The organism is bacterium (genome assembly GCA_022616075.1).
In the GTDB taxonomy this organism is placed as follows: Bacteria; Acidobacteriota; HRBIN11; order JAKEFK01; family JAKEFK01; genus JAKEFK01.
Window position 1 is genome coordinate 1 of record JAKEFK010000048.1, and the last position, 22,786, is coordinate 22,786.

The following is a 22,786-nucleotide window of genomic DNA, read 5'->3' on the forward strand; positions in this document are numbered from 1 at the left end:
GTGATCTTGTAGAGATCTCCGCAGCCGGCGATATGAAAGAAGCACGGACTTTTCGCGTGGCGCACGTATACAGGGAAAAGGCGGATCCTTATCTCGTTCCTCTGCAACGGAATCAGATCAAGATGCATTTGTCAGACCTGGAGACGCTCATCAACAGGCCAGATCAACTCGATCTCGTTTCTGTCAGGCTAAAAAATGGAAGCAATGCGTCTCATCTCGCTGCAAGACTGAACGCAGAAGCGATCGGCTTTACCGCGAATTCGGCCGAAGAGCTTGCCACGCGAAACAGCACAACTTTTGAAGTGGTCAGCCGCTTTCACAAAGCCATTGCTTTTATCACGATGATGGCCGGCGCAATCTTCATCTTCGCGCTGGTGGTCATGAGGGTCGAAGATCAACGGAAGCAATTTGCAATTCTCACCGTGACCGGGATTTCCAGAAAAACCATCTTAAAGACTCTTGTTCTTGAGTCGATTTTCTTCGCTTTTCTTGCAAGCTTGATAGGAGCGTTTCTGGGAATACTCGCGGCGCGAGTGGTAAATCTGTACTACCAGAACTTCTATCAAACCACTTTGATTTTTGCGAAAGTGACCGTGCCGATCCTGCTCCAGGCAGCCACAGTTTCCTTCGTTCTTGGAATAGTTGCGGGAACATTTTCGTGGTTTCGTCTTAAACGGCTTCAAGTCTTACAGGAACTCGGGCGATGAAGTTTCCTCTGTTCCTTGCGCTGCGAAACCTTTTGCGCCATCCCTCCCGAAATATTCTCTACATCCTGGGAATCTCAATCACCGCTGCTCTACTGCTCGACATGATTTTGCTTGCAAGTGGCTTGAGCATCAGCATTACCAGAGTTCTCACTGAAATGGGATACGAAGTTCGCGCAAGTGCCCGCGGAACTCTTCCGTTTGAAACGGAAGCTCAAATCAAGAATTTTGGTTATCTCAAGCAAGAACTCCTGAAATTTCCGGAAATCAGGGCAGTGGATGCAATGCTTGGGACAACGGTTGCCGTTCGTTCTAACAAGGAAACATTTACGAGCTTCGCTATAGGATTGGAGATCAGCCAGACTCTCAGTTACAAAGTCCTGGAAGGTTCGAATATACATCCAGCTGGTGATGGAGTTCTCATCAATCCGTATCTTGCGAATGAAAAAAAACTCCGGCCTGGAGATACGCTGCATCTGTGGATGCCAAGCCAATCGCAAACATCAGGTGGACAGGAAACTGTCCCCGTTCGAGTGGTAGGAATCGCCTACTTTTATTTGGATGCCGAGGGTCAGTTTACGATTGCCACGCCGCTTCCCTTTTTGCAGAAACTGATGCTGCAGGAATCGGAGCAACCCGTTTCCGCAATGTTGATCAAGCTGAAAGATCCTTCGCGAGCATCGCAAGTTGTTGAGCGAGTCAACGTTCAGTTCCCGCAGATCACAGCCTACACGATCGACTCAGTCATTCAGGAAGTGGATAGACAGCTCTCTTATTTCAAGCAATTCTCATATATTCTCGGCGGCATCAGCCTTGTGGTAACTTTCGTCCTCGTTTTCATCATCACCACAATCTCCTTCCACGACCGCGTGGGAGAAATAGCGCTGTTAAAAGCGATCGGATTAAGCCGGAAAACTGTTTTTGTTACTATTCTATTAGAAGGAATGCTTACGGCGATCGCATCTGCGGTGCTCGGAGCATTTCTGGGCAAGATTGTGGCGATTTATCTCGACCGGATTCTTACTTCGGCGCCGGGACTTCCTGAAGAGTTTTCTTTTTTCATTTTTGATCCCGCTTCGGTCCTGCAAGGATTTCTCGTGCTGCTTTTCACGGGATTCTTCGCTGGAATTTATCCTGCAGCTGCCGCCATCCGGCTTCCGGTTGCCGAGACGTTGCGTGAAGAGATCTTATGAACGAGATCATTGTTGAAGCCCGGGAAGTTCACAAAACCTATCATCAGATGGAAAAACCGGTTCTAGCGCTTCGGGGCATCTCGCTGGCTGTTCACCAGGGGGATTTAATCGCCATTGTTGGACCCAGCGGATGCGGAAAATCAACCTTTTTGCATCTTCTGGGTGCGCTGGATTCCCCTTCCAGCGGAGAGGTCCGGTGGCACGGTGAATCCATCGTTGGCTGGACTGAGCAACACAAAACCAGGCTCCGTTTACAAAAAATTGGTTTCGTGTTTCAGCGTTTCTATCTGCTGCCCATGTTAACTGCGCAAGAGAATGTGGAATTGCCTATGCGCGAGGAACGCATTCCTCCAAGGCTTAGAGCTGAAAAGGCGGCCTATTTGCTGGATTCGGTGAATCTTGCCGAGCGCCGTAATCACCGGCCTTCTCAGCTCAGCGGAGGCGAGATGCAACGCGTCGCCATTGCGCGAGCTCTCGCAAATGATCCCGAGCTGCTTCTGGCGGACGAGCCAACCGGAGAATTAGATGCAGCAACCGGTCTTGAAATCGTTAGCCTGTTTCAACGTTTTCACGAAAACGGCCTCACGATCGTAATGGTCACTCACAACCCGGACCTGGCCGCTTCTGCAAAACTGATTCAACACATGCGAGATGGTAAATGGGAATAGCCTGGCTTCTTCTGCAAAGAACATTTGCAGCCAAACCAAAACGAACGTTGCTGTTCTTGCTGGGATACGGGCTTGCAACTGCAGTGATGGTGACTCTTCTTGCGGTTGGAGAAGCCGTCTTGCAGCAGGCGCGCGATAAGAATTTGTTTGGTGGTGGAGACCTGATTCTCGTGCCACAGGGGATCGATCTGGAAAGCATGAAAGTGGGTGGAATCTCTGCGCTTTACTATTCGATTCCGCAGGCGCGATTCATTGTCCGCCAGTTTCTACAGAGCAGCCGCTTTGAGAATGAAATCGATAGCGTCTCGCCCTACATAGTTCCTAAACTTGCTTATATTCGACAGGTGGGCAAACGGGAACCTCCGCTTCACGCTTTTGCTGAAGGGTCCTTGCCGGATCAGGAGAATCGAATCAAGAATCTTCATCTACCCTGGCATAACGATTCGCGGGACAATTCGTGGCTCAAGCCTCCGGTCCCCGATTTCTATCATGAGCTCGATCGATTTCACCTGCCCTCCATTGATTCCCCGGACATGAAAAGATGGTCGGAATGGCACTACTTCAATTTTGAATCAGGTTCGTTCCATGGCTATTTGAGCATCATGGTCGCTGGCGACATACTTCAAAATCAGGCTGTCTGGATCGTCAGTTTGCGGATGTATGACGGAAAATATCGTCGGTTCGAGAATATATATCCGGCCTTTAACGACTCCTTGCCTCTGAAGAAAATTGATTACAGCGCAGGCCCGAATCAGATTCGTTATGAAAAGGATCATTATGAAATAACTTTGAATTTTACCGATCAGGTACCAGTAGAAGGAAAGCTGTTGTATTACCCTGCTGAGGGTCTGTATGTTCCCCCGACTTTTCTTGCGCGCAGAAGCGACTTCGAATCAGGTTATGTGATTCCTGCGATCCGCGGAAAATACCAGGGAAGCATTCGCATCGGTAACACGAGCTATGACTTTGACGGAATCGAAGGCTACCATGATCACAACTGGGGAATCTGGAGACAGATAGAATGGAACTGGGGGCATGCTCGCTCGGAAGAATTCGCAATATTTTTTGGCGAGATCTATCTGGAAAACAAAAGCAAAGGTCTGTTCGCAGGTGTTTACGACTCGAAAGGTTTTGTCACGTTATTGCGTCCGGAACGCATTCATTTTTCTGATTACCAGAAAACCACCGATGGCCTTACGGTTCCCCTGTCTTTCAAGATGGAAGCTCAGAAACGCTTCAGCTCCATGACGCTTTCGGCAAAAGCGGATCGATTTGTTACTACTGCATTAGAAGGCCAGATCCTTCACTTTGTTCAATACAAAATGACTTACGACGTAAAGCTTCAGATCGACGGCAAAAAACATCATTTCAAGGCCACCGGAAACGCAGAAACCTTTGTGAAATAAATCGCCCTGGATTCGGAAAGAAATCACGCCAGGTGCTAAACTAATGAAAGATGTATTCGCAAAATGTACTGACAATGATTCTTGCGGGTGGGGAAGGAACTCGCCTCTTCCCATTGACTCGCGATCGTGCAAAACCTGCTGTGCCCTTCGGCGGGCGCTTCCGGATCGTTGATTTCGCCCTGAACAACTTTGTGAACTCCGGATTTCTGAAAATCAAAGTCCTGACTCAGTTTAAATCCGATTCATTGAACGTTCATCTATCGAAGGCCTGGCGACTCTCCGCCACTCTGGACCAGTATGTGGATGCTGTGCCGGCGCAAATGCGCAGAGGAGAGCACTGGTACCGTGGCACCGCAGACGCCGTCTATCAGAACCTCAATCTGATTTTCGATGAAGAGCCGGACTATGTTTGTGTCTTTGGAGGCGACCACGTTTACAAGATGGACGTCCAGCAAATGTTGGATTTTCACAAAGAAGTGAACGCTGATGTAACCATCGCCGCGATCCCTGTTCCGGCCTCCGAATCGAGGCAATTTGGAATTATTGAAGTGGACTCTGAGTGGCGGGTGATCGGCTTCGAAGAAAAACCTCCCGTCGGCAAGACGATTCCCAACAATCCGGGATATGTTCTCGCATCGATGGGGAATTACATTTTCAACCGTCAAACTCTCATTAGCGAACTTGAAGAAGATGCTCTTCTTCAAGATTCGGCGCACGATTTCGGCAAAACGATTTTCACAAAGATTTTTCATCATTACCGTGTTTACGCTTATGACTTCTCAAAGAATGTGATCCCCGGTTCTGAAGAAAAAGAAGTTGGATACTGGCGTGATGTGGGAACCATTGATTCCTATTTCCAGGCAAATATGGATCTCATCGCTGTCGATCCTGTATTTAATCTCTACAACTATCGCTGGCCTTTCCGAACTGTTCATTACGATTATCCCGCTGCAAAATTTGTGTTTGCGAATTTCGCAGAAAAGCGGACCGGTATCGCCCTGGATTCCATGGTTTCGGAGGGCTGCATTGTCAGCGGTGGCGTTGTGAACCGTTCCATTCTTTCTCCGCGGGCTATGGTTCACAGTTACACCAAAGTGGATGATTCGATACTCATGCATAGCGTGGATATCGGACGCTACGCAAAGGTTAAGAACGCGATTATCGATAAGGGGGTCAAAATACCCCGGGGATGTGAAGTCGGTTACGACCGGAATGCGGATCTCCAGCGCGGCTTTCATGTTTCGGAAGGCGGTGTTGTGGTTGTTCCGAAAGGAACTGTGTTGGATTGACAGTAGCGCGGACGTCTCGTCTGCAGCTCTTCGCAGGCGGGACGCCCGTGCTACTTTGTTTACTTTTCTTTTAATGCGAGCAGTTCGCGGGCGACAAAGATGAGGCGTTCATTGTTAAACGGTTTTGCAATGTAAACATCCGCCTCCGACTGCAATCCTCTGTCCCAATCCTGTGGCATGTCTTTAGCTGTTAAAAATGCAATAAAGATGTTTCTTGTTGCGGGATCCTTTTTCAATAACGAACACGCCTCAAAACCATCCATAACCGGCATTAAGATATCCAGAAAGATCAGGTCCGGTTTTTCCTTTCGCGCTTTCTCTACAGCTTCCTTTCCGTTTCGGGCGCTTTCAACTTCATAGCCAGCATCGCGAAAAATCATCATCAGAAGATTCCGCACATCATCTTCATCGTCAACGACAAGAATTTTTGGCATTTTGTGAGCTGAGTTTTTCTCTCGCGGCAGTGAATCGAGTGCTATATTATCATAAACCGGGCCTCGCTTCAGCGTGAGCATGTTATACTTTCTTCAGGATGCGTGGGGGACGTAGCAACTACGGGCTACCAGCCAATTTTTACCACTGGCTCACCGGAATCATAGGATTTATCCTCGTTATTTTCTTCTCGATCCGTTCCCCTTTTCCCGCTCAGCCCACGCCTCTTCATGTGTTTTCACTGTTTCTGATGATGCATGTGATTGCATCCTTTCTGAATTTTCAATACGCCCGAATGAACGTGGTGATAACGTTCGGATCCTCATTTATTACGGCAGCTTTGTTGGTTTTCGGGGCCGTACCTGCGATCTTGGTTGCCGTAAGTGGCATCGTAATTGGCTCGGTCAAACGAATGATCGAACGGCACTGGATATTGCGTAAAAAGATTCCTCTCAGCTACGAACTTGGAATCGTTGTGTTTAACAGTGGAATGATCGGGCTGATGTGGCTAACTGCCAGCTGGATTTATATTTACCTGCTGCAATCTGAGCTTCCCCTCATACATCTCACGGTTCGGAATATTCTCTGCATCATTCTGATGTTCCTTGGCCTGAGTCTTCTAAACGGCGTCCTCCTTTTCTTTTCAAACTATTTGCGCAATCAACAGAGGCCAATTGAATACGTCAGGAAAGGATTGATTCCTGCTTTCTTTACGGAGTTTGCAGCAATACCGTTCGGAGTCGTCATGGCCCTGTCTTACAACCGGATGGGAATTCTTGCTTTTCTCGTGCTCAGCTCCACTTTGCTGATTGGAAATATTGTTCTGAGACGTCTGAGCTCGATCCGGTATGACCTGGAAGACAAGTTGCGCCATCTTACATCACTGAATCGTGTGAGCAGACAAATTATTACTCTGCGAGACCAGGATGCGGTTATGAACTTGTTGTTCGAGGAATTGAGCCTCGTGACCGAAACCGATTGCTGGTTTATTGCAGAAGTGGATAAATGGAGATCGGTAAACCTTTTGAAAGGCAAAGAACCGCAGAAAGAGTCCTTCATAAAACTAGCGGCTCATGTGGTACGATCCCGTCAACCATTGTGGATTTCAAATACCCAGAAGGATGCACCGGAAGAGTTAAAGCAATCCTTGCTTCAGGACGATATCCATTCCTGTATCGCATCGCCGTTGGTGGTCGCCGACAAAATCCATGGAGTTGTTTCCGTGTACAGTGACGAAGCATCCGCCTTTAAACATGAGCTGATGCAGGTTCTCGTCATGATCGCCGATGAAACCGCTTTAGCGCTTGAAAACGCAAAGCTGTATGATGTTCTAACCGAAAAGGTAAACGAATTGGAGCGATTGAATACAGAATTGCGTCAGGTGGACACGTTGAAATCCGTATTTCTGGCCAACGTTTCGCACGAGTTGCGCACGCCGCTCACCTCGATTAAGGGTTATGTGGAATACATAAAAAAGGAAAAATTGGGACCACTGACTGCGATGCAAAGTGAAGGACTCAGCGTTGCGCAGCGAAATATTCTGCGTTTGCAGCGCTTGATTAATGATCTTCTCGATTACACAAAACTGGAATCGAAAAAAGCGCCCATCCAGCTGCGTCCCTGCAGATTGGAAAATATCTGGGCAGATGTCTATGAGCAATACGCAGACTTAATTGAAAAAAGAAATCTTGAAGTTCAGGTTCGCATACCTCTGGATCTTCCTGTGTTGTTCGTGGATATCCAGCGATTCACTCAGGTATTGACGAATCTTCTCAGCAATGCAATTAAATTTACGGGAGATCAGGGAAGAATCAGAATCGCGGCGCAGGTGATTCATCATCCCGGACCGTTCTACCATTTCGAAACATACACGAGCAACTGCATCGTAGAGGCGTTAACGCCGGTAGAGATTACTGTCAGCGATGACGGAATCGGAATTCCTGCTGATGCTCTTCCCAGAATCTTCGATCGCTTTTATCAAGTCGATTCCTCTCATACCCGGAAGTATGGCGGCACGGGGCTAGGCCTCGCGCTGGTTAAATCGATACTGGATGCGCATGGAATCCCGATCGAAGTACAAAGTAAAATTGGTTTTGGAACGACGTTTGGAATGGTTGTACCTTCCCTGCAAGCAGCGGATCTCCCCGCGGCCGTAAAACCAAATAAACCGGAAACAGTTTCCTCGCCCAAGTATCTGACATAAATGCCAAAGAAAATACTGATCGTAGATGACGAAGAAGACATCGTTAATCTCGTTAGAATGATTTTGGAAGATGCCGGATATTCCGTGGCCTCCGTTACTGATGGAAGAGAGGTATTAGCACGAGTCGCCACCGATCATTTTGATTTGATCTTGCTGGATATCATGATGCCCTTCCTGAGCGGATGGGAAGTTTTAGAGGCGATGCGCGCCAAGGAAGAAACGAGAAACATTCCGATTGCTCTTTTGACCGCGCGGGCGTCACCACGGGAAGACAATCAGCCACATCCAACAGACTATTGCGATTACATCACCAAGCCATTTGAACCGGATGATTTGCTGCGTAGAATTCGCCAGATTCTGGCATAGATGAAAGTTTGTGAACGAAGTAGCGCGGGCGTCCCGCCTGCGAGGAGCTGCAGCCGCGACGGCCGCGCTACTTTGATTAAAGCATCTGCTGGATTTTTTGTTCGAAGACTTCGCGGGGTTGAACACCAAGAATCTTATCGACTTGCTTGCCTTCCTTATCGAAGAAAATGGTGGTCGGCAAGGCCCAAACACCTCCGAATTTTTCTTCAGTGTCTTTGCCTTTTAGAAAAGAACTATACTCAAACGGCAATTCCTTCATAAAGGGTTTTACGATGGAAGCTCCTTCTTCATCCGTGGAAATGCCCACAATCACAAGTCCGCGCGAAGAATACTTCTTGTGCAGTTCATTTAGCATCGGAATTTCAAACCGGCAAGGACCGCACCATGTTGCCCAGAAATTGATGATCAGTGGTTTTCCACGGAACTGAGCCAAATCGACCGGGGCGCCATCCAAATCCTTCAGCTCTACCTCGGGCAAATCCGAGACTTTCACGGGTTTTTTGCAATAAGAAACGAAAAAAACAAGAGAGAGCAGTATCACAAAAATCGCAATGTGAGATGTTTTCATAGATAGGTCTTTTCCGAGCCTATATTATAATAAGTTTACTCGAAGTAAAGTCTAGTCATGAGACGCCTCAAGGATAAAGTAGCTGTCATAACCGGTGGCAGTAAAGGTATTGGAAAAGCCACAGCAGAAGCACTGGCCCGCGAGGGTTGCCACGTAGTTCTTGCAGCGCGTCACGAAGAGGAGCTCAAGAAAACTGCGCGCGAAATCTCCCGATTGAATGTAACAGTTCTAACTTTCAAAGCTGATGTGCGTAAGTGGAAAGAAGTAGAAAGCCTCGCAGCGAGAGTCCAGGAAAAAATGGGCACACCACAGATTCTGATCAACAACGCGGGTATCGGAAGATTTGGTGAAGTCACAAGCATGAACGAAGAAGATTTTCGGGCAACGCTGGAAACGAATTTATTCGGCGTGTTTTATTGCAGTAAAGCATTTCTTCCGGGCATGATTCAAAACCAAGAAGGACACATCGTTAACATCTCTTCGCTGGCAGGCAAGAATTCCTTTCCGGGAGGATCAGCCTATTGTGCTTCAAAGCATGGTCTGATTGCTTTCGCGGAATGTTTGATGCTGGAAGTGCGACATCACAACATTAAAGTCTCCACCATCTGTCCGGGAACTGTGCAGACAGAGTTTTCCAGCCAAACAAAGGACAAATCCTGGGCGGTAACGGCGGAAGATGTAGGACAGGCGGTTATTGATGTACTAACCACATCCGCCGGCTCTCTGATCAGCATGGTCGATCTCCGGCCACTCCATCCCCCGAAAAGGTAAGAGATTCTAAACGAAGTAGCGCGGCCGTCACGGCTGCGAGAGCTAAGAAGACGCAGGCGGGACGCCCGCGCTACTTTGTTCTATCGTTATTCGTTGAGACTGCCGGTGCGATAACCTTCGAGATCAAGTGTTACAAACTTAAACCCTAGAGATTTGAAATGGGCAACAATTGTATCGAACAAATCTTCCTCCCACACGCGTTTCATTTCCTGGGGGGCGAGTTCAATGCGAACGATTTTGTCATGGTGTCGCACACGTATCTGCCGGAAACCTAACGATCGAAGAAAATCTTCACCCAGTTCCACCGTTCTTAGCTTCTCCACTGTAATGAATGATTGGTGCGGGATTCGTGACGATAGACAGGCAGAGGCGGGAATATTCCAGGTTGTGAGACCCGCCAACCTGGAACGGACGCGAATCTCCAACTTCTTCATCCCTATCTCAACGAGTGGACTTCTCACGCCGTGCAATTCAGCGGCCTGTCTACCCGGGCGAAAATCGGAAATATCGTCGGCATTTGTCCCATCCACAATCACGTCGAATGCTCGAACACCCGCAATCTCTTTGAGCACACCATAAAGTTCATCCTTGCAATGAAAGCAGCGATCGGTATTGTTCGTGCGAAATGCGTCCTTTTGCATTTCTTCCGTGTAGATGATTTCGTATGGAGCTCCGATGATTTTCACATTCTCCAGCGCAGAATCCTTTTGAACCTGTGGAACGGTTTCGGAGAATGAGCTGACGCCGAGAACGCGATTGCCAAACACGCGATGCGCGGCATACAAGACGTATGTGGAATCGACGCCACCGCTATAAGCAACGAGCGCGTTGCGAAACTGGCCAAACCATGCCACCAGCTTCTGCTCCTTCTCCGCCGCAAGTTTTTCGAGTTCACTCATACATCACCTAAAATGCTGAAAACCCTCTCCCATAGGATACTTCCGGCCATCCGCTTCAATCACCTGTATGCCTTCCGATTGCGCAACGATCAGCCCGATTTCATACAACGTTATTTTCAGTGGTTTGGTCCTTCTCAGGAAGATTTCGCGAAATTTCTTACTAACTGTGAAAAGCAAATGGTAATCTTCTCCGCCATGCAGCGCAAGAATTCTTGGATCACGGTTTCTTTTTCGCTCCCAGTACAAGGCTGCCGGTGCAACAGGTAGCTTTTCCATCTCCACCTGCGCGCCCACTTTGCTCTCACGGCAAATTTCAGCAAGATCTGACGAGAGTCCATCACTCAAGTCAATCATGGAAGTGACCGTGGCCGATTGCGCAAGCTTCTGCGCAAGTTCCACAAGACAGGGCGGATCAATATGGCTCATGATAGCTTCCGTAACAAAATGAGAATCTCGTTGTCCCTCGGGAAAGATCAAACCATTCCCGAGCAGGCGAAAACCTTCCTTCAAGAGGTTCAATCCCACTGCCGAACTCCCAAGCTGGCCGCTCACAAAAATGGAATCTCCGTTCCGGGCGCCGTCTCGCTGCACTATTTTGTTTTTTGCAACCGAACCGATGAGAGTAACGTCAACAAACAACTGAGATGATGCCGAAACATTTCCACCAATCAAATGCAGATTAAGATCCTTTGACACGGAATTCATTCCTTCGTAAATGTCTTCGATCGCCTGAACGGGTGTGTCGGGTGGCAGACCGAGAGAAACAAGGTAATAGTTCGGCACGCCTGCCATGCTGGCAATATCGCTGAGATTAACCTTAATCGCCTTTCGCCCAACGTAAAAGAACGGCATATATTCCCGTCGAAAATGAACTCCCTCGATCAACGAATCAACTGTATACAAGTGGTAGGACCTTCCGCCCGGGTCGATAACGGCCGTATCCTCGGAGAAAGTCCGAACAATTTCTCCCGCACTTCCCATGTACTTCTTGAGCTCCTGCAACAGTTTTTTTTCTCCAATTTGATTCAGGGTTTGCGTCATGACCTCTTCATTATATCCTTCGCGATAGTCACATCTCGTGGGCTATACTTATTTGCGATTGTAGTCATCTATGCTATAGTGGCAATCAGTAAATAGCGGCCGATAAATCACCAGAATGCGGTTGAGGAGGGAACTTCACAGTCCATGGCAGGTGCCGAATACGAAGTTGATCTTATTATCAACAGCAATTATAAGTTCATAGATATTGGCCACGATCTCGTTAAATACCTCTGCAATCTGATCGGCTTTGATGAGGATACAACCCACTGGATTATTCTTGCCGTTCGAGAAGGAATCAGCAACGCCATCAAACACGGAAATAAAGGCGATCTCATGAAGAAAGTGGTCGTCAGAATGAGCTATGAGAACAACGAACTTTCCGTGATCATCGAGGATGAAGGGGTCGGCTTCGATCCTGCGCAGGTCCAAAATCCTTTGCTGCCCGAAAATCTTTTAAAGTCGACCGGTCGGGGCATTTTCTACATGAAGAGTTTTATGGATGGGGTTGAATACGAATTTAAAAAGAAGAATCACGGCACTGTTCTAAGAATGAAGAAGCATCTTCAGCCGGCATGAAGAGAACTCCACCGGATAAACCACAATTCAGCTACAGAGTTAGACTTTCCGAACAACCACTTCCTGAAATTCTCTTTACCATAGCCCAATACAAAGTCCCGGGAGTCGTCACAATCCTGCACGAGGGGATCACAAAGCAGGTTTTCGTGGACGAAGGAAACATTATTTTTGCGGCATCGAATTCTCCTGATGATCACCTGGGAGAGTTTCTTTTTCGGTGTGGAAAGATCACACGCATGGACTATGACAAATCGATTGAGCTGATGGCACAACAGAAAGGAAAGTGGCAAGGGGAGATTCTGATTGATATGGGATCCTTGCAAAGAGATGAATTGCCGTGGGCCGTGCGCAGTCATCAACAAGCGATCGTATGGTCCTTGTTCAATTGGTTCGAGGGTGAAGTCAACTTTCAACTCGGAAAGTTCAGACATTCCAAGCCGATCCAGCTGGATATTCCGATTCCGCGCTCTATTCTGGACGGAGTGCGCCACATCCAAAATGCAAAACGGGTCATTGGTTTGATGGGAAACCGTGAAACATTATTGCGCGCTGAAGAGAATGCCCTCCTCTGCATTGAACTCTACGGAGCCGAAGAAAAAGAGCGAACGGTTTTACGTCTTGTAGATGGAAAAACGAATCTTTACGATCTATGTGCCGGCTCGCCTTATAGCCCTCATGAAACTGCCAGAATCCTTTATGGTCTATATACGCTGAAACTCATTTATAGAAAAGATTCAGAGGGAATCCGGATTGTCTCCGGTTTACAGGCGCCTACTTTTCAGTAGTTAGCATGATGAACTGCCAAGACGCCAAGGCGCCAGGAAGAGAAAATACATTCTAGAATCTTGGCGTTCTTAGTGTCTTGACGGTTCAATGCATTTCATATGGGAATATTATTACGCTGCCATAGCATTCCTGAAATCGATACGATCGATGTTTATCTGCGTCATGGTGGTTATCAAGCTTTGGCGAAGGCAGTCCGGCTGGGCCCCCGGGAAATCGTGGAACAGGTGCGCAAATCAGGCCTTCGTGGAAGAGGGGGAGCAGGTTTTCCAACCGCAACGAAATGGGACGCTGTGCTATCACAGGAAAGGAAGCCTCACTATCTCATTTGCAACATAGCGGAGGGAGAACCTGGCTCGTTTAAAGACCGGGAACTCGTTAAAAACCCTCATATGGTTCTGGAATCAACGGCCATTGCCGCTTTTGCGGTTGGCGCTGAAAAAGCGTTTCTGTTTCTACGCGGCATTTTTGCAGAAGAAGAAGAGAGTCTGAAAAGGGCTTTGATCGCGGCGCGGAATCACAAATTTCTGGGCAATGACGGAATGCTGAAAGTGGAGCTGGTGATACACTGCGGTGAAGATTCATACATTGCCGGTGAAGAAACCGCAATGATTGAATCTCTGGAAGGAAAGCCAGCAATTCCCCGGGTGAAACCGCCACGTCCCCACGACTATGGCCTCTGGGAGTGCCCGACAGTTGTGAACAACGTGGAAACGCTTTGTAACACCATCCCGATCCTGATGCAAGGCTCCGAGACTTTTCGCAAACTGGGAACAAAGGAATCTCCCGGGTCAAAACTCTTTTGCCTTTCAGGGCAAATTCGCAAACCGGGCGTGTACGAATGTCCGTTGGGCATCCAGCTTTCAACTTTGCTGAACGATTTCGGTGGTGGTCCGCTGCCTGGGAGGCGATTCATCGCAATTTTTCCCGGCGGTCCTTCAACCCCAATCGTCCCCGTGGAATTGGATCCCTTCATGGATTTCGAAAATTTACAAAAAGTGGGGAGTCATCTGGGAACCGGCGGCGTGATTGTTATCGATGATTCGTCCGATCTCCGGCAAGTTGCTGTCCAAACCCTTTCTTTCTTTATGCGCGAAAGCTGCGGCGTTTGTCCCCCTTGCTTCATCGGAACACAAGAACTTCATAAATTGTTTCAAGTGCAACGTTCCGATGTTTTGAAAATTCGAGAATTTTGTGAAATGATGAAATATCGCGGTCAATGCGCGCACAGCCGGGCCGCAGCTCTAACATCTTTAAGTTTTTTGAATCAGTTTCCACAAGTCTTTGGGACGAATGTTTAACCGCCAGGCCGCCAAGGACGCCAAGAGATAAATTCTCTTGATTCTGAAAACTTGGCGTTTTGGCGGCTTGGCGGTTTTCTAGAAGGAGGCAGCTATGGAATGGGTTCAATCATACACGGAGTTCTTGTTCAGATGGATACACGTTGCCGCAGGCATTGTATGGATCGGCCATCTCTATTTTTTTAATTTCGTCAACGCACACGTAGCCAAAACCTATGATGCAGATTCAAAAAAGAAAGTGGTACCGGAGCTCATGCCCCGTTCGCTCTACTGGTTCAGGTGGGGCGCGATGTATACATGGATTTCAGGAATCTTCCTTCTGGCTTTCTCTTATTACATGGCAAACAACATGGTTCCGGAAGGAAGCACGATGTCCAACGGAACGGCAAGTATTCTTTGCCTTGTGATACTTTTCGTAGCGTTTTTTATTTACGATATCGTCTGGAAAGCTGTAAAGAATGAAACCGTAGGCGCCGTCATTTCTTTCTTGCTGGTGGTCGCGGTCCTGTTCGGACTTTCCCGAATTCTCATTGGGCGCTCCGTATACATTCATATTGGGGCTTTTTTCGGCACGGTTATGTTCATGAACGTTTGGATGAGAATCTGGCCGGCCCAAAAGAAAATCATTGCTGGAATCAAAGGAACCGCAGCCGCCGCGGATCCTTCCGTCGTTGCGCTTGCCGGCCTTCGTTCAAAACACAACACGTATATGAGTGTGCCTCTCGCCTTCTTCATGGTCTCCAATCATTATCCGGGATTGTACGGCAACCAGGAGTATGGTTGGCTGATCGCAGCCGTGATCGTTCTGGTAGGCTGGCTTCTTACAAAGTTCTTGTACGTAAAATCAGCGAGCGCAGCTCCTACGAAGATCGGTGACTAATTTCCGCGGACACCAATCTTCTGCAGAAGGAATCCGAATCCGGATTTCATTGCTTCGAGATAAGCTGAGACTTTCCCGGGGCGCGAATGCAATTTACCCGTTTCGAAGAGCCTTTTCGTTTCGAGCCGTTTCAATTTGCCGCTGGAAGTTTTTGGAAGCGTTCCTGCCGGAACGATCACCACTTCATCCGGCGAAATTCCAATAGATTCAGAGAGACGGTTTCGAACGTTCCGCCCCAGAGGTTCGTCATGGTTTCCTTTTCGGGTTTCAGCGATGAGGACCAGCGCTTCCCCGTTTTGTTTGGCCGAACTGAAGGCCACAACGTTCCCGGTGCGAATTCCTGGAACTTCCGACGCAATGCTTTCCAGATCATGCGCATGAAATTTTTTCCCGCGGATAATAATGACGTCCTTGCTTCGACCGCAAACATACAACTCGCCGTTAACAAAATATCCTAAGTCGCCTGTTTTGAGCCATCCATCCGAAGTCCTTGAATTACGCGTGGAATGCTCGTCTCCAATGTATCCCGGAGTCACAGATGGTCCGCTCACCTGTACCTCCCCTACCTCGCGATCTGCCAGCGGCGCACCGTCTTCAGTCGCAACGCGCACGGACAAACCGGGCATCGGTTCGCCACACGAAGCGATCCAGACAGAATGAGAATCCTCTCCGTTTACCGGTTTCGCAAATCGCGATTCAGATAATGCCGCGAGGTCCACTCTATCGGACTTCAGCCCGCGCAGGAATGGTGTGAATGTAACAGCCAGAGTAGCTTCTGCCAAACCATATGCCGGCACAAGCGCGCCCGCTTCCAAACCAGCCGGTTGGAAATGCTCCACAAATTTTTCCATGGTTGCGGGAAGAACCGGTTCGGCGCCACAAATAAAAGTCGTCATGCTGGATAGATTCAATCCGCTGACATCCGAGATGCGTCGCGCGCAAATACCGTACGCGAAATTCGGCGCCGCCGTGTGAGTTCCGTGATGCTCAGTGATCAATTCCAGCCAGAGACGCGGTTTTTTTAAAAATACAATCGGTGGCAATACAACAAGATCGCAAGGCAAAGTGATTGCATTCAAAACGGTCCCAATCAATCCCATGTCGTGATAAACAGGCAACCAGGTTACGACGCTCGAGGACTCGCTCATATGAGAGGCTTGACGAATCATCCACAAATTGGCGGCAAGGCCACGGTGCGATACAAGCACGCCTTTTGGATCTGACGTGCTCCCCGAAGTGAATTGCAAAAAAGCCACGGGATTTTCAGGATCTACAGAATCATCGTTGCATCCATCCGCGATTAATGTTTCGAATCTCAATACATTCCGGACGGTTTTCGTTTGATGCGAAATCGAACCAAGAAAAGAGTAAGTTTGTCCTTCTGCGATGATCATCGTAGCCGTTGATCTTTCGGCAACATGTTTGATGAAACGCAAAAACCCGGGAACAGCCTGCAAATTGAGCGGCGGATAAACCGGAGTCGGCGGACAACCGAGCATCATACAACCAAGAATTGCAAGAATGGCCGCCTGTGGATTCGTCATCACCAGAATAACAGGATCTCCAGGTTGAATTCCTTGCATCCTTAAACCATTCGCAACTCGACCCGCTTGATTCATCAGCTCCGCATAGGAATAATGCTTAACAGCGCCGGTGGCGTCGGCAAAACGAACACCTTTGGAATTGACTTTGCCCAGTTCTTTAAACTTCGCGGTAATCGGAATCTCGTCCATAAACGTGTAATTATACTGCGGGCTGGAAGCCCCTGCGCTCCGTAGTGAGAATTTCTTGCTCCGCGGAACGTCCATTCATTGAACGGATATGTTTGAGTACTCGAATGCCCTGTGTAACCATGACAATATGGCCAAATCTCGCGATGAAAAAGAAGCGGAGTTCCTATCCATTCAGCGGGATTATGGAAACCTGATCCGAAACGCAATTCATCGAGTTTATCCCTCATTTTCCGATTTCGATCTGCAGGACATCGAACAGGAAGTTCACATTAAAATCTGGAAGCTGCTCGATAACAGTCAAAAGATTGTTTACCCCTCAACTTATTTGTACAAGATGGCCGCAACGACAGCCATCGATGTTTTGCGAAAAATGCGTTTCAAACAGCAGGAGACCATCACCGAAGCAACTGCGGGGGTCAATCCAAATACGGAAAGCCGTTTGTTCGACGTCCTGGAGAACGTGTTGAACAAACTGGCGGAATCCAGGCAAATTGCGGTTCGCTTCTATCTGCAAGGTTACAGCGCTGATGAGATCGGCAAGCTAATGCAGTGGAGCAGCGCGCGCGCAAGAAATCTCGTTTATCGTGGACTGGAGGACCTTCGCGTTTTGCTGAAAGAAGAAGGAATTTATTATGAAAGTGAATGAAGAAAAATTGATAGAAGCCTATGGAAAAGGAGCAGGCTCGAGTAACAGAAATGAATGCCCGTCCGCTGAGATACTGTTTGAGCTAGCCAGCAATAACCTGGCAAAAGCGGAAAAGCTGAAGTGGATTCAGCATATATCCAGGTGCCGTGAATGTTCCTCTGAAACTCGGGTTCTCTTAGCCTCAGCACCTCCTGTGAAGCGCGTAAGGATCGTTCGCTCTTCCGTTTTGACGATCGCCGCCAGCATCATACTCTTACTTGCAGGCGGCCTGTACCTATACAAATTCCAAAGGGAACAACCTTATCAACGCGTCCGTATCGCGTTCCTCGACCCCAGAAACAACACCAACAATCAGCAGCTGAACGCGATTGCTGCAATGTTAAGCACTTCACTCGAACAGTCCTCTCAGGTACAGGTGATCAGCCGTGCCATGATGGTCGATGCAGCAAAACGCTCTGGACAGTCCAATGTAAGGATGCTGGACGAAGCCGCGGTTCAGACAATCAAAGACAAATTTTCTCCAACCGCCATCGCATTCACGACGATTGAGAAAGATCCGGAAGGAATAGCCATTCATGTAAACTTGAAAGATGTAAAAACAGGCAAACAACTTTACTCTGGCAATCAGAAAGCGCGGGATCTGGCTTCCGTTCCCTTTCATCTCGATGAAATTTCCCGCTCCTTGCGCTCTCATCTTGAGGAAGATCAACCCGCCCTGAGAAATTCAAAACGGATCAGCGAATTGACCACTGAAAACATGGCTTCCTATTACCACTATTTCAAAGGTGAAGACTTGCTCAACAGGCTCTCTTTTCGCGAAGCGGAAGCCGAGTTTGAACAAGCCGTTCAAATGGATCCGACTTTCGCGATCGCTCATTACAAACTGGCTTTTGCGCGCTGGACATCGGGTGAACCGGCGCGCGACGCAATCGCGAAAGCCATGAAATTCAAGCGCAAAGCTTTGCCAAAGGAACAGAAGCTCATCCGCGCTTATTCCGAATACATCAATGGAAAACCGCATCAAGCGTTGCGCATTTACCGGAGCGTTCTTCAGACTTATCCGGAAGAGAAAGAGACTCTTTACATGGCAGGTGACGTCTCCTTTCATGGAGGGGATTACGCGACCGCGGAATCCTATTTAAGAAAAGTTCTTGAGCTGGATCCGGCCTATGGCCTGGCATACGATCATTTAATTTTGATCTACGAAGGTACGAATCGCTACGAACCGCTGGCGCATCTCGCTCAGAAGTTCGTACAAAATGTCGGCAGTGAACGCTCCTATAAACTGTATGCCGACGCTCTAAACTTGCGTGGAGAATTTGAAGCGTCGCGCCATACCTATGAAACTGCGAAAAAGATTTTCACATCCAGCACGATGCCTTTGATCGGTATCGCTGAAGATGTTCTTGTGTTCCAAAATCGATTTCCGGAAGCGGAATCAACCGTCCGCGCTTTGCTCTCGAAGTCTGAGGACACGCAACGGCAAGCTTACAGAAGCCTCACAAGAATCCTTGTATATCAGGGGAAATATCGCGAAGCTTTGGAAGCATCGAACCATGTGGTTGAACTCGATCGGAAGTCAAAGGATTCTCAGAACCTGGCAAGAGCATACGCTCAAAGAGCTTTCTGGTTGCTCACTTTGCGAGGGGATCAGAAAGGCTTTGAAATTGAAATGAATAACGCGCTAAAAGCGGATACTCATCATGATGACTTTCTTTACATTTATCTTTTCCAGAACTACCTGCTGGCTGGCCGCATTCCCGAAGCAGAGCAAATCGCGAGGGAGAATATTCTTGATTACGGATTCTATCCGGACATGCTGAAGGCATTTGACGCGCGTAAAAAACGGGACCATCAGCAGGCAATTCGTGTGCTGAACGATTTGGAAACGCGGGGAGAACCCTGGAGCCGCATCCTACGCACACGGGAACTTGCCCTTGCCTATAATGAAAAAGGCGACTACCCCGCCGCATATGACACCTTTGAGAAGCTAAAAACAACTTTTTCCAATTATCTTGGCCATCGTGCGGTCTTTTATCCGGAAGCGCTATACTATCAAGGCGTGCTGCTCGAAAAAATGGGAGACAAACAAAAAGCGCACATCACTTATACAAACATGACCGAACTCTGGAAAAATGCGGATTCGGATATTCCTTTCTTGAAGCAAGTGAAATCACGTTTGAGCCGATCAAAGTAGCGCGGACGTCTGCGCGCGCTGTTCGCAGGCGGGACGCCTGCGCTACTTGGAAGGAGAATGAAAATGCCTCAATACGTCATTGAAAGGGAGTTAACAGGAGTTGGAGCGTTATCAAAAGAGCAATTGAAAGAAGTTGCAAAAAAATCAAACGGCCAGGATAAAAGTTTCAATTTTCTTGGCGCCTTGGCGTCTTGGCTGTTAACTGTATACCTTTACTTTCCAAAAATCTGATCTGTACAGGTACAGTAACAAAAGCTATGATAGTAGGAAATGAAGCTTGTAGTCTTCGACGTAGACGGAACATTGACAGACACCAATCAGGTGGATGGCTTGTGTTTTCGGCTCGCCTTCCAGCAGGAATTTGGTTTGCGAAAAATCTCACGCGATTGGGAATCTTATAACTACAGCACAGATCAAGGGATCGCTACAGAAGTTCTCACCTCTTTTTTCAATAGAAACCCGCTGGATTCCGAACTTGCCCGCGCGCGCGCCCGTTTTATCCGGAACTTAAGAGAAGCGTACTGTTCGAACCCTCGGGATTTTCAAGAAGTACGCGGGGCCGGTAGTATTCTTCGTCTTCTGCGCGAAGAAACCGATTGGAAAGTGGCGATTGCCACCGGATGCTGGTCGGAGTCCGCGCGGTTTAAGCTTCAACGCGCAGGGATTCAAATGGACACACCTTTTGCTTCCTGCGAAGATTCCATTTCACGCGATGGCATCGTCAGCCGCGTCATTGAAAAAGCGAAGGTTTATTACGAATGCAAAGATTTCAGCACCGTCGTTTTTGTCGGTGATGGAGTCTGGGATGTCACAACAGCAAAGAATCTGGGTATCGGCTTTGTTGGGATCAGCGCGAATGAAAAGAGTCAGCGTTTGAAAAAAGCGGGAGCAAAATTCATCTGTAAGGATTTTCAGTTAACACCGGTTTTTTTAAACTACTTGAACCATTTTGACGCTTATGAATCCACAAATTGATCCGTATCTTTACGAAACGCTCGCTGACAAAATCGCGAGTTTGATTGACAAAAGGACTTTTTTACCGGGCGAAAAAGTGCCCTCTGTTCGCCGGTTGAGCCTGCAGGAAAATGTGAGCATCAGCACTGTGTTGCAAGCGTACGTGTTGCTGGAGGATCGCGGGCTGATTGAGGCGCGTCCCCAGTCCGGTTACTATGTGCGTCTCCAGCGACGCGCGCTTCCACCGGAACCGGCGATCAGCAAGCCATCGTTATCCGCATCACGAGTGAACGTAAGCGAGCTTGTGGCCAGCATTCACGATGCGATTACGCGGCCCGATATCGTTCCCCTGGGAGCGGCTACACCAAGTCCGGAACTATTACCCATGCGCAAACTGAACCGGATCCTCGCGAGCATCGCCCGCGAATCGGATGGCGAAGAACATTCCTACGGAATGATGCAAGGAAGTGAAGAACTCCGCCATCAAATCGCCCGAAGATCGCTCGATTGGGGTTGCAGTTTTTCGGGGGCGGATGTTGTTATCACTTTCGGCTGCACGGAAGCCATCAATCTTTGTTTGAGAGCGGTCGCACAACCGGGAGATACAATCGCAGTCGAATCTCCCACTTACTACGGCTTTTTGCAAATCATCGAAAGTCTCAAGATGAAAGCTCTGGAGATTCCCACCTGTCCGCGCGATGGAATTTGTGTGGATGCCCTGGAACAAGCAATCAAGAAACAACAGGTCAAGGCGTGCCTGATCGTTTCCAATTTCAGCAATCCGTTAGGTTGCTACATGCCTGAAGAACGCAAGAAACAACTGGTCGAGCTTTTATCGCGCAAGCAGATTCCTTTAATTGAAGACGATATCTACGGAGAAATTTATTTTGGAAACGAGCGGCCTAAAGTTTGTAAAGCCTTTGATCAACAGGGACTGGTTCTTCTCTGTTCCTCCTATTCCAAATGTCTTTCGCCCGGCTATCGCGTCGGTTGGACTGCTCCCGGCCGCTTCAAGGATGAAGTCAGGCGACTAAAACTGATGAATACGCTTTCGTGCGTGTTGCCCACCCAAATCACCATTGCAGAAATGCTACGAAGCGGCGGATATGATCATCACATGCGAAGAATCCGCAGAGCTTACTCATCGCAGGTGCAAAAAACATCGGAAGCAATCGCACACTACTTCCCGCGAGGCACACGAGTCACTCGCCCCCAGGGAGGTTTTGTCTTATGGGCCGAGCTTCCCAATTCGGTGGATTCACTGGAACTCTATCGAAAAGCGTTGGATTCGAAAATCAGCATCGCCCCCGGCTCGCTATTTTCACCTAAACAACATTACCGGAACTGCATTCGCTTAAATTGCGCGCACCCCTGGAGCGATAAAATTGATCAAGCACTGGCAACTCTAGGCCGCCTGGCTTACGATTGCGGCTCTGTATAGATTCGCCGCTGTATCGGTTCCGCAGCTTTTAGATTTCTTCTAATTGAGTAAGCCTAACCATAAAAGCAACAGGACCTGCGTTCTGGTTTTTGCGAATCAATTCAATTTGGACAAAATATTCGTTGTTCAAGAAATCAAAACTATGGGAGAACTTGATTGCCAATTCGGTTCGTCCCGTATTTCCGCTGGTGTTACTATTCACGAAAGCTATCAAGGTTGTGCTGCCGGTGGGGCGCGACACGCTGAAGAGTTTGGCCCGCACACTGTGATTCGTCCCTATACCATCAGGATCCTGATAACCCAGGATGATCGCATTCCATGCCGGATTTCCCTGATCCAGAGGATTGACAACGTTGCAGCGTGCGATAATTGGAGAGGTGCTGGTCTGGCCGGCACGAAACGTAAAGTCGCTACCAGGGCCGACCGCGGTTTGGAAGCGATACAATGGCAGTGAGTCTTCGTCAATAGCACAGCTGGAAGCAGTATGCGTCCAGGCCGGTAAGAATTCAAATGCCTGCGCGCTCACCGATTGCGAACTCAGCATTGTCACAAACAGAGCGCCGATCGCAGGAAAAAGCAAAGTTTTGTTGAATGCATGCAACTTCATGATTCACTCCTTCTGAATTTTCCCTTTTGCAGAAGCAAAATCCGTACCGGTGTAAGCGTCGCAGGATGGCTCGGCGATTGATGTGATCCATTGTTTCCAAATGGAACAGTGAATGTTCCATAGTGGAT

23 protein-coding genes are annotated in these 22,786 nt (G+C 48.3%); 17 read left to right on the top strand and 6 right to left on the bottom strand.

Annotated elements, in window-relative coordinates:
- The 5 genes from L0156_04045 to glgC form a co-directional block, all read left to right on the top strand.
- Positions 1-707: ABC transporter permease (locus tag L0156_04045; protein ID MCI0602162.1), on the top strand; the 707-nt coding region annotated here is incomplete at its 5' end.
- Positions 704-1,897, top strand: a complete 1,194-nt coding sequence (locus L0156_04050; GenBank protein MCI0602163.1) for an FtsX-like permease family protein — start codon at positions 704-706, stop codon at positions 1,895-1,897. The genes L0156_04045 and L0156_04050, both read left to right, overlap by 4 nt.
- A complete protein-coding gene (locus L0156_04055) occupies positions 1,894-2,565 on the top strand; it encodes an ABC transporter ATP-binding protein (protein ID MCI0602164.1) in 672 nt (223 codons plus the stop codon). Before L0156_04050 ends, L0156_04055 begins: the two co-directional genes overlap by 4 nt.
- Positions 2,556-3,971, top strand: coding sequence for a hypothetical protein (locus L0156_04060; GenBank protein ID MCI0602165.1), 1,416 nt, complete (start codon positions 2,556-2,558; stop codon positions 3,969-3,971). Before L0156_04055 ends, L0156_04060 begins: the two co-directional genes overlap by 10 nt.
- Positions 3,972-4,021: 50 nt before the next feature.
- Positions 4,022-5,260, top strand: coding sequence for a glucose-1-phosphate adenylyltransferase (glgC, locus tag L0156_04065; GenBank protein ID MCI0602166.1), 1,239 nt, complete (start codon positions 4,022-4,024; stop codon positions 5,258-5,260).
- A 59-nt stretch (positions 5,261-5,319) separates the two neighbouring features.
- Here glgC and L0156_04070 read toward each other — a convergent pair whose 3' ends face one another.
- The gene (locus tag L0156_04070; protein MCI0602167.1) at positions 5,320-5,694 is read right to left on the bottom strand and encodes a response regulator; all 375 of its coding nucleotides are present in this window, start codon (positions 5,692-5,694) and stop codon (positions 5,320-5,322) included.
- 98 nt (positions 5,695-5,792) lie between these two features.
- Here L0156_04070 and L0156_04075 point away from each other — a divergent pair, with 98 nt between their 5' ends.
- Both L0156_04075 and L0156_04080 read left to right on the top strand, forming a co-directional pair.
- Positions 5,793-7,895 (top strand): ATP-binding protein, encoded by a 2,103-nt coding sequence (locus L0156_04075; protein MCI0602168.1) that lies wholly within the window; start codon positions 5,793-5,795, stop codon positions 7,893-7,895.
- Positions 7,896-8,261, top strand: coding sequence for a response regulator (locus L0156_04080; GenBank protein ID MCI0602169.1), 366 nt, complete (start codon positions 7,896-7,898; stop codon positions 8,259-8,261).
- A gap of 76 nt (positions 8,262-8,337) precedes the next feature.
- Here L0156_04080 and L0156_04085 read toward each other — a convergent pair whose 3' ends face one another.
- Complete coding sequence (locus L0156_04085; GenBank protein MCI0602170.1) at positions 8,338-8,829, bottom strand: TlpA family protein disulfide reductase; 492 nt, start codon at positions 8,827-8,829, stop codon at positions 8,338-8,340.
- A gap of 57 nt (positions 8,830-8,886) precedes the next feature.
- Here L0156_04085 and L0156_04090 point away from each other — a divergent pair, with 57 nt between their 5' ends.
- Positions 8,887-9,600 carry an SDR family NAD(P)-dependent oxidoreductase gene (locus tag L0156_04090; GenBank protein ID MCI0602171.1) on the top strand — a complete coding sequence of 238 codons (714 nt, stop codon included), beginning with the start codon at positions 8,887-8,889 and terminating at the stop codon, positions 9,598-9,600.
- Positions 9,601-9,686: 86 nt separating this feature from the next.
- Here the strand turns inward: L0156_04090 and larE are convergent, their stop codons facing one another.
- Positions 9,687-10,499 carry an ATP-dependent sacrificial sulfur transferase LarE gene (larE, locus tag L0156_04095; GenBank protein ID MCI0602172.1) on the bottom strand — a complete coding sequence of 271 codons (813 nt, stop codon included), beginning with the start codon at positions 10,497-10,499 and terminating at the stop codon, positions 9,687-9,689.
- A 3-nt stretch (positions 10,500-10,502) separates the two neighbouring features.
- A complete protein-coding gene (gene thiL, locus L0156_04100; GenBank protein ID MCI0602173.1) occupies positions 10,503-11,540 on the bottom strand; it encodes a thiamine-phosphate kinase in 1,038 nt (345 codons plus the stop codon).
- A 144-nt stretch (positions 11,541-11,684) separates the two neighbouring features.
- On the opposite strand from thiL, the gene L0156_04105 reads away from it, so the two are divergent.
- The 4 genes from L0156_04105 (at position 11,685) to L0156_04120 (ending at position 15,080) form a co-directional block, all read left to right on the top strand.
- Positions 11,685-12,116 (top strand): ATP-binding protein, encoded by a 432-nt coding sequence (locus L0156_04105; protein MCI0602174.1) that lies wholly within the window; start codon positions 11,685-11,687, stop codon positions 12,114-12,116.
- Complete coding sequence (locus L0156_04110; GenBank protein ID MCI0602175.1) at positions 12,113-12,901, top strand: DUF4388 domain-containing protein; 789 nt, start codon at positions 12,113-12,115, stop codon at positions 12,899-12,901. The genes L0156_04105 and L0156_04110 overlap by 4 nt, the downstream gene beginning before the upstream one ends.
- A 99-nt stretch (positions 12,902-13,000) precedes the next feature.
- Complete coding sequence (locus L0156_04115) at positions 13,001-14,200, top strand: SLBB domain-containing protein (GenBank protein MCI0602176.1); 1,200 nt, start codon at positions 13,001-13,003, stop codon at positions 14,198-14,200.
- A 94-nt stretch (positions 14,201-14,294) separates the two neighbouring features.
- Positions 14,295-15,080, top strand: a complete 786-nt coding sequence (locus L0156_04120) for a urate hydroxylase PuuD (protein MCI0602177.1) — start codon at positions 14,295-14,297, stop codon at positions 15,078-15,080.
- Here the strand turns inward: L0156_04120 and L0156_04125 are convergent.
- On the bottom strand, positions 15,077-16,813 hold the full coding sequence (locus L0156_04125) for a fatty acyl-AMP ligase (protein MCI0602178.1): 1,737 nt from the start codon (positions 16,811-16,813) through the stop codon (positions 15,077-15,079). The genes L0156_04120 and L0156_04125 overlap by 4 nt on opposite strands.
- Before the next feature lie 127 nt (positions 16,814-16,940).
- On the opposite strand from L0156_04125, the gene L0156_04130 reads away from it, so the two are divergent.
- The 5 genes from L0156_04130 to L0156_04150 are packed head-to-tail and all read left to right on the top strand — an operon-like array spanning position 16,941 to position 22,051.
- Entirely contained in the window at positions 16,941-17,459 is a 519-nt protein-coding gene (locus L0156_04130) for a sigma-70 family RNA polymerase sigma factor (GenBank protein MCI0602179.1), read from the top strand.
- Complete coding sequence (locus L0156_04135) at positions 17,446-19,656, top strand: tetratricopeptide repeat protein (protein ID MCI0602180.1); 2,211 nt, start codon at positions 17,446-17,448, stop codon at positions 19,654-19,656. The genes L0156_04130 and L0156_04135 overlap by 14 nt, the downstream gene beginning before the upstream one ends.
- 57 nt (positions 19,657-19,713) lie before the next feature.
- Positions 19,714-19,887, top strand: a complete 174-nt coding sequence (locus L0156_04140; protein MCI0602181.1) for a hypothetical protein — start codon at positions 19,714-19,716, stop codon at positions 19,885-19,887.
- A gap of 39 nt (positions 19,888-19,926) precedes the next feature.
- Entirely contained in the window at positions 19,927-20,631 is a 705-nt protein-coding gene (locus tag L0156_04145; protein MCI0602182.1) for a haloacid dehalogenase-like hydrolase, read from the top strand.
- The gene (locus L0156_04150; protein ID MCI0602183.1) at positions 20,615-22,051 is read left to right on the top strand and encodes a PLP-dependent aminotransferase family protein; all 1,437 of its coding nucleotides are present in this window, start codon (positions 20,615-20,617) and stop codon (positions 22,049-22,051) included. The genes L0156_04145 and L0156_04150 overlap by 17 nt, the downstream gene beginning before the upstream one ends.
- A 28-nt stretch (positions 22,052-22,079) precedes the next feature.
- Here L0156_04150 and L0156_04155 read toward each other — a convergent pair whose 3' ends face one another.
- Positions 22,080-22,658: a hypothetical protein gene (locus tag L0156_04155; GenBank protein MCI0602184.1), complete on the bottom strand. Its 579-nt coding sequence runs from the start codon at positions 22,656-22,658 to the stop codon at positions 22,080-22,082.
- Positions 22,659-22,786: the final 128 nt, after the last annotated feature.

Coding starts and splice junctions, on each gene's coding strand:
- L0156_04050 (MCI0602163.1), top strand. CDS start 704: ATGAAGTTTCCTCTGTTCCTTGCGCTGCGAAACCTTTTGCGCCATCCC.
- L0156_04055 (MCI0602164.1), top strand. CDS start 1,894: ATGAACGAGATCATTGTTGAAGCCCGGGAAGTTCACAAAACCTATCAT.
- L0156_04060 (MCI0602165.1), top strand. CDS start 2,556: ATGGGAATAGCCTGGCTTCTTCTGCAAAGAACATTTGCAGCCAAACCA.
- glgC (MCI0602166.1), top strand. CDS start 4,022: ATGTATTCGCAAAATGTACTGACAATGATTCTTGCGGGTGGGGAAGGA.
- L0156_04070 (MCI0602167.1), bottom strand. CDS start 5,694: ATGCCAAAAATTCTTGTCGTTGACGATGAAGATGATGTGCGGAATCTT.
- L0156_04075 (MCI0602168.1), top strand. CDS start 5,793: ATGCGTGGGGGACGTAGCAACTACGGGCTACCAGCCAATTTTTACCAC.
- L0156_04080 (MCI0602169.1), top strand. CDS start 7,896: ATGCCAAAGAAAATACTGATCGTAGATGACGAAGAAGACATCGTTAAT.
- L0156_04085 (MCI0602170.1), bottom strand. CDS start 8,829: ATGAAAACATCTCACATTGCGATTTTTGTGATACTGCTCTCTCTTGTT.
- L0156_04090 (MCI0602171.1), top strand. CDS start 8,887: ATGAGACGCCTCAAGGATAAAGTAGCTGTCATAACCGGTGGCAGTAAA.
- larE (MCI0602172.1), bottom strand. CDS start 10,499: ATGAGTGAACTCGAAAAACTTGCGGCGGAGAAGGAGCAGAAGCTGGTG.
- thiL (MCI0602173.1), bottom strand. CDS start 11,540: ATGACGCAAACCCTGAATCAAATTGGAGAAAAAAAACTGTTGCAGGAG.
- L0156_04105 (MCI0602174.1), top strand. CDS start 11,685: ATGGCAGGTGCCGAATACGAAGTTGATCTTATTATCAACAGCAATTAT.
- L0156_04110 (MCI0602175.1), top strand. CDS start 12,113: ATGAAGAGAACTCCACCGGATAAACCACAATTCAGCTACAGAGTTAGA.
- L0156_04115 (MCI0602176.1), top strand. CDS start 13,001: ATGGGAATATTATTACGCTGCCATAGCATTCCTGAAATCGATACGATC.
- L0156_04120 (MCI0602177.1), top strand. CDS start 14,295: ATGGAATGGGTTCAATCATACACGGAGTTCTTGTTCAGATGGATACAC.
- L0156_04125 (MCI0602178.1), bottom strand. CDS start 16,813: ATGGACGAGATTCCGATTACCGCGAAGTTTAAAGAACTGGGCAAAGTC.
- L0156_04130 (MCI0602179.1), top strand. CDS start 16,941: ATGGCCAAATCTCGCGATGAAAAAGAAGCGGAGTTCCTATCCATTCAG.
- L0156_04135 (MCI0602180.1), top strand. CDS start 17,446: ATGAAAGTGAATGAAGAAAAATTGATAGAAGCCTATGGAAAAGGAGCA.
- L0156_04140 (MCI0602181.1), top strand. CDS start 19,714: ATGAAAATGCCTCAATACGTCATTGAAAGGGAGTTAACAGGAGTTGGA.
- L0156_04145 (MCI0602182.1), top strand. CDS start 19,927: ATGAAGCTTGTAGTCTTCGACGTAGACGGAACATTGACAGACACCAAT.
- L0156_04150 (MCI0602183.1), top strand. CDS start 20,615: ATGAATCCACAAATTGATCCGTATCTTTACGAAACGCTCGCTGACAAA.
- L0156_04155 (MCI0602184.1), bottom strand. CDS start 22,658: ATGAAGTTGCATGCATTCAACAAAACTTTGCTTTTTCCTGCGATCGGC.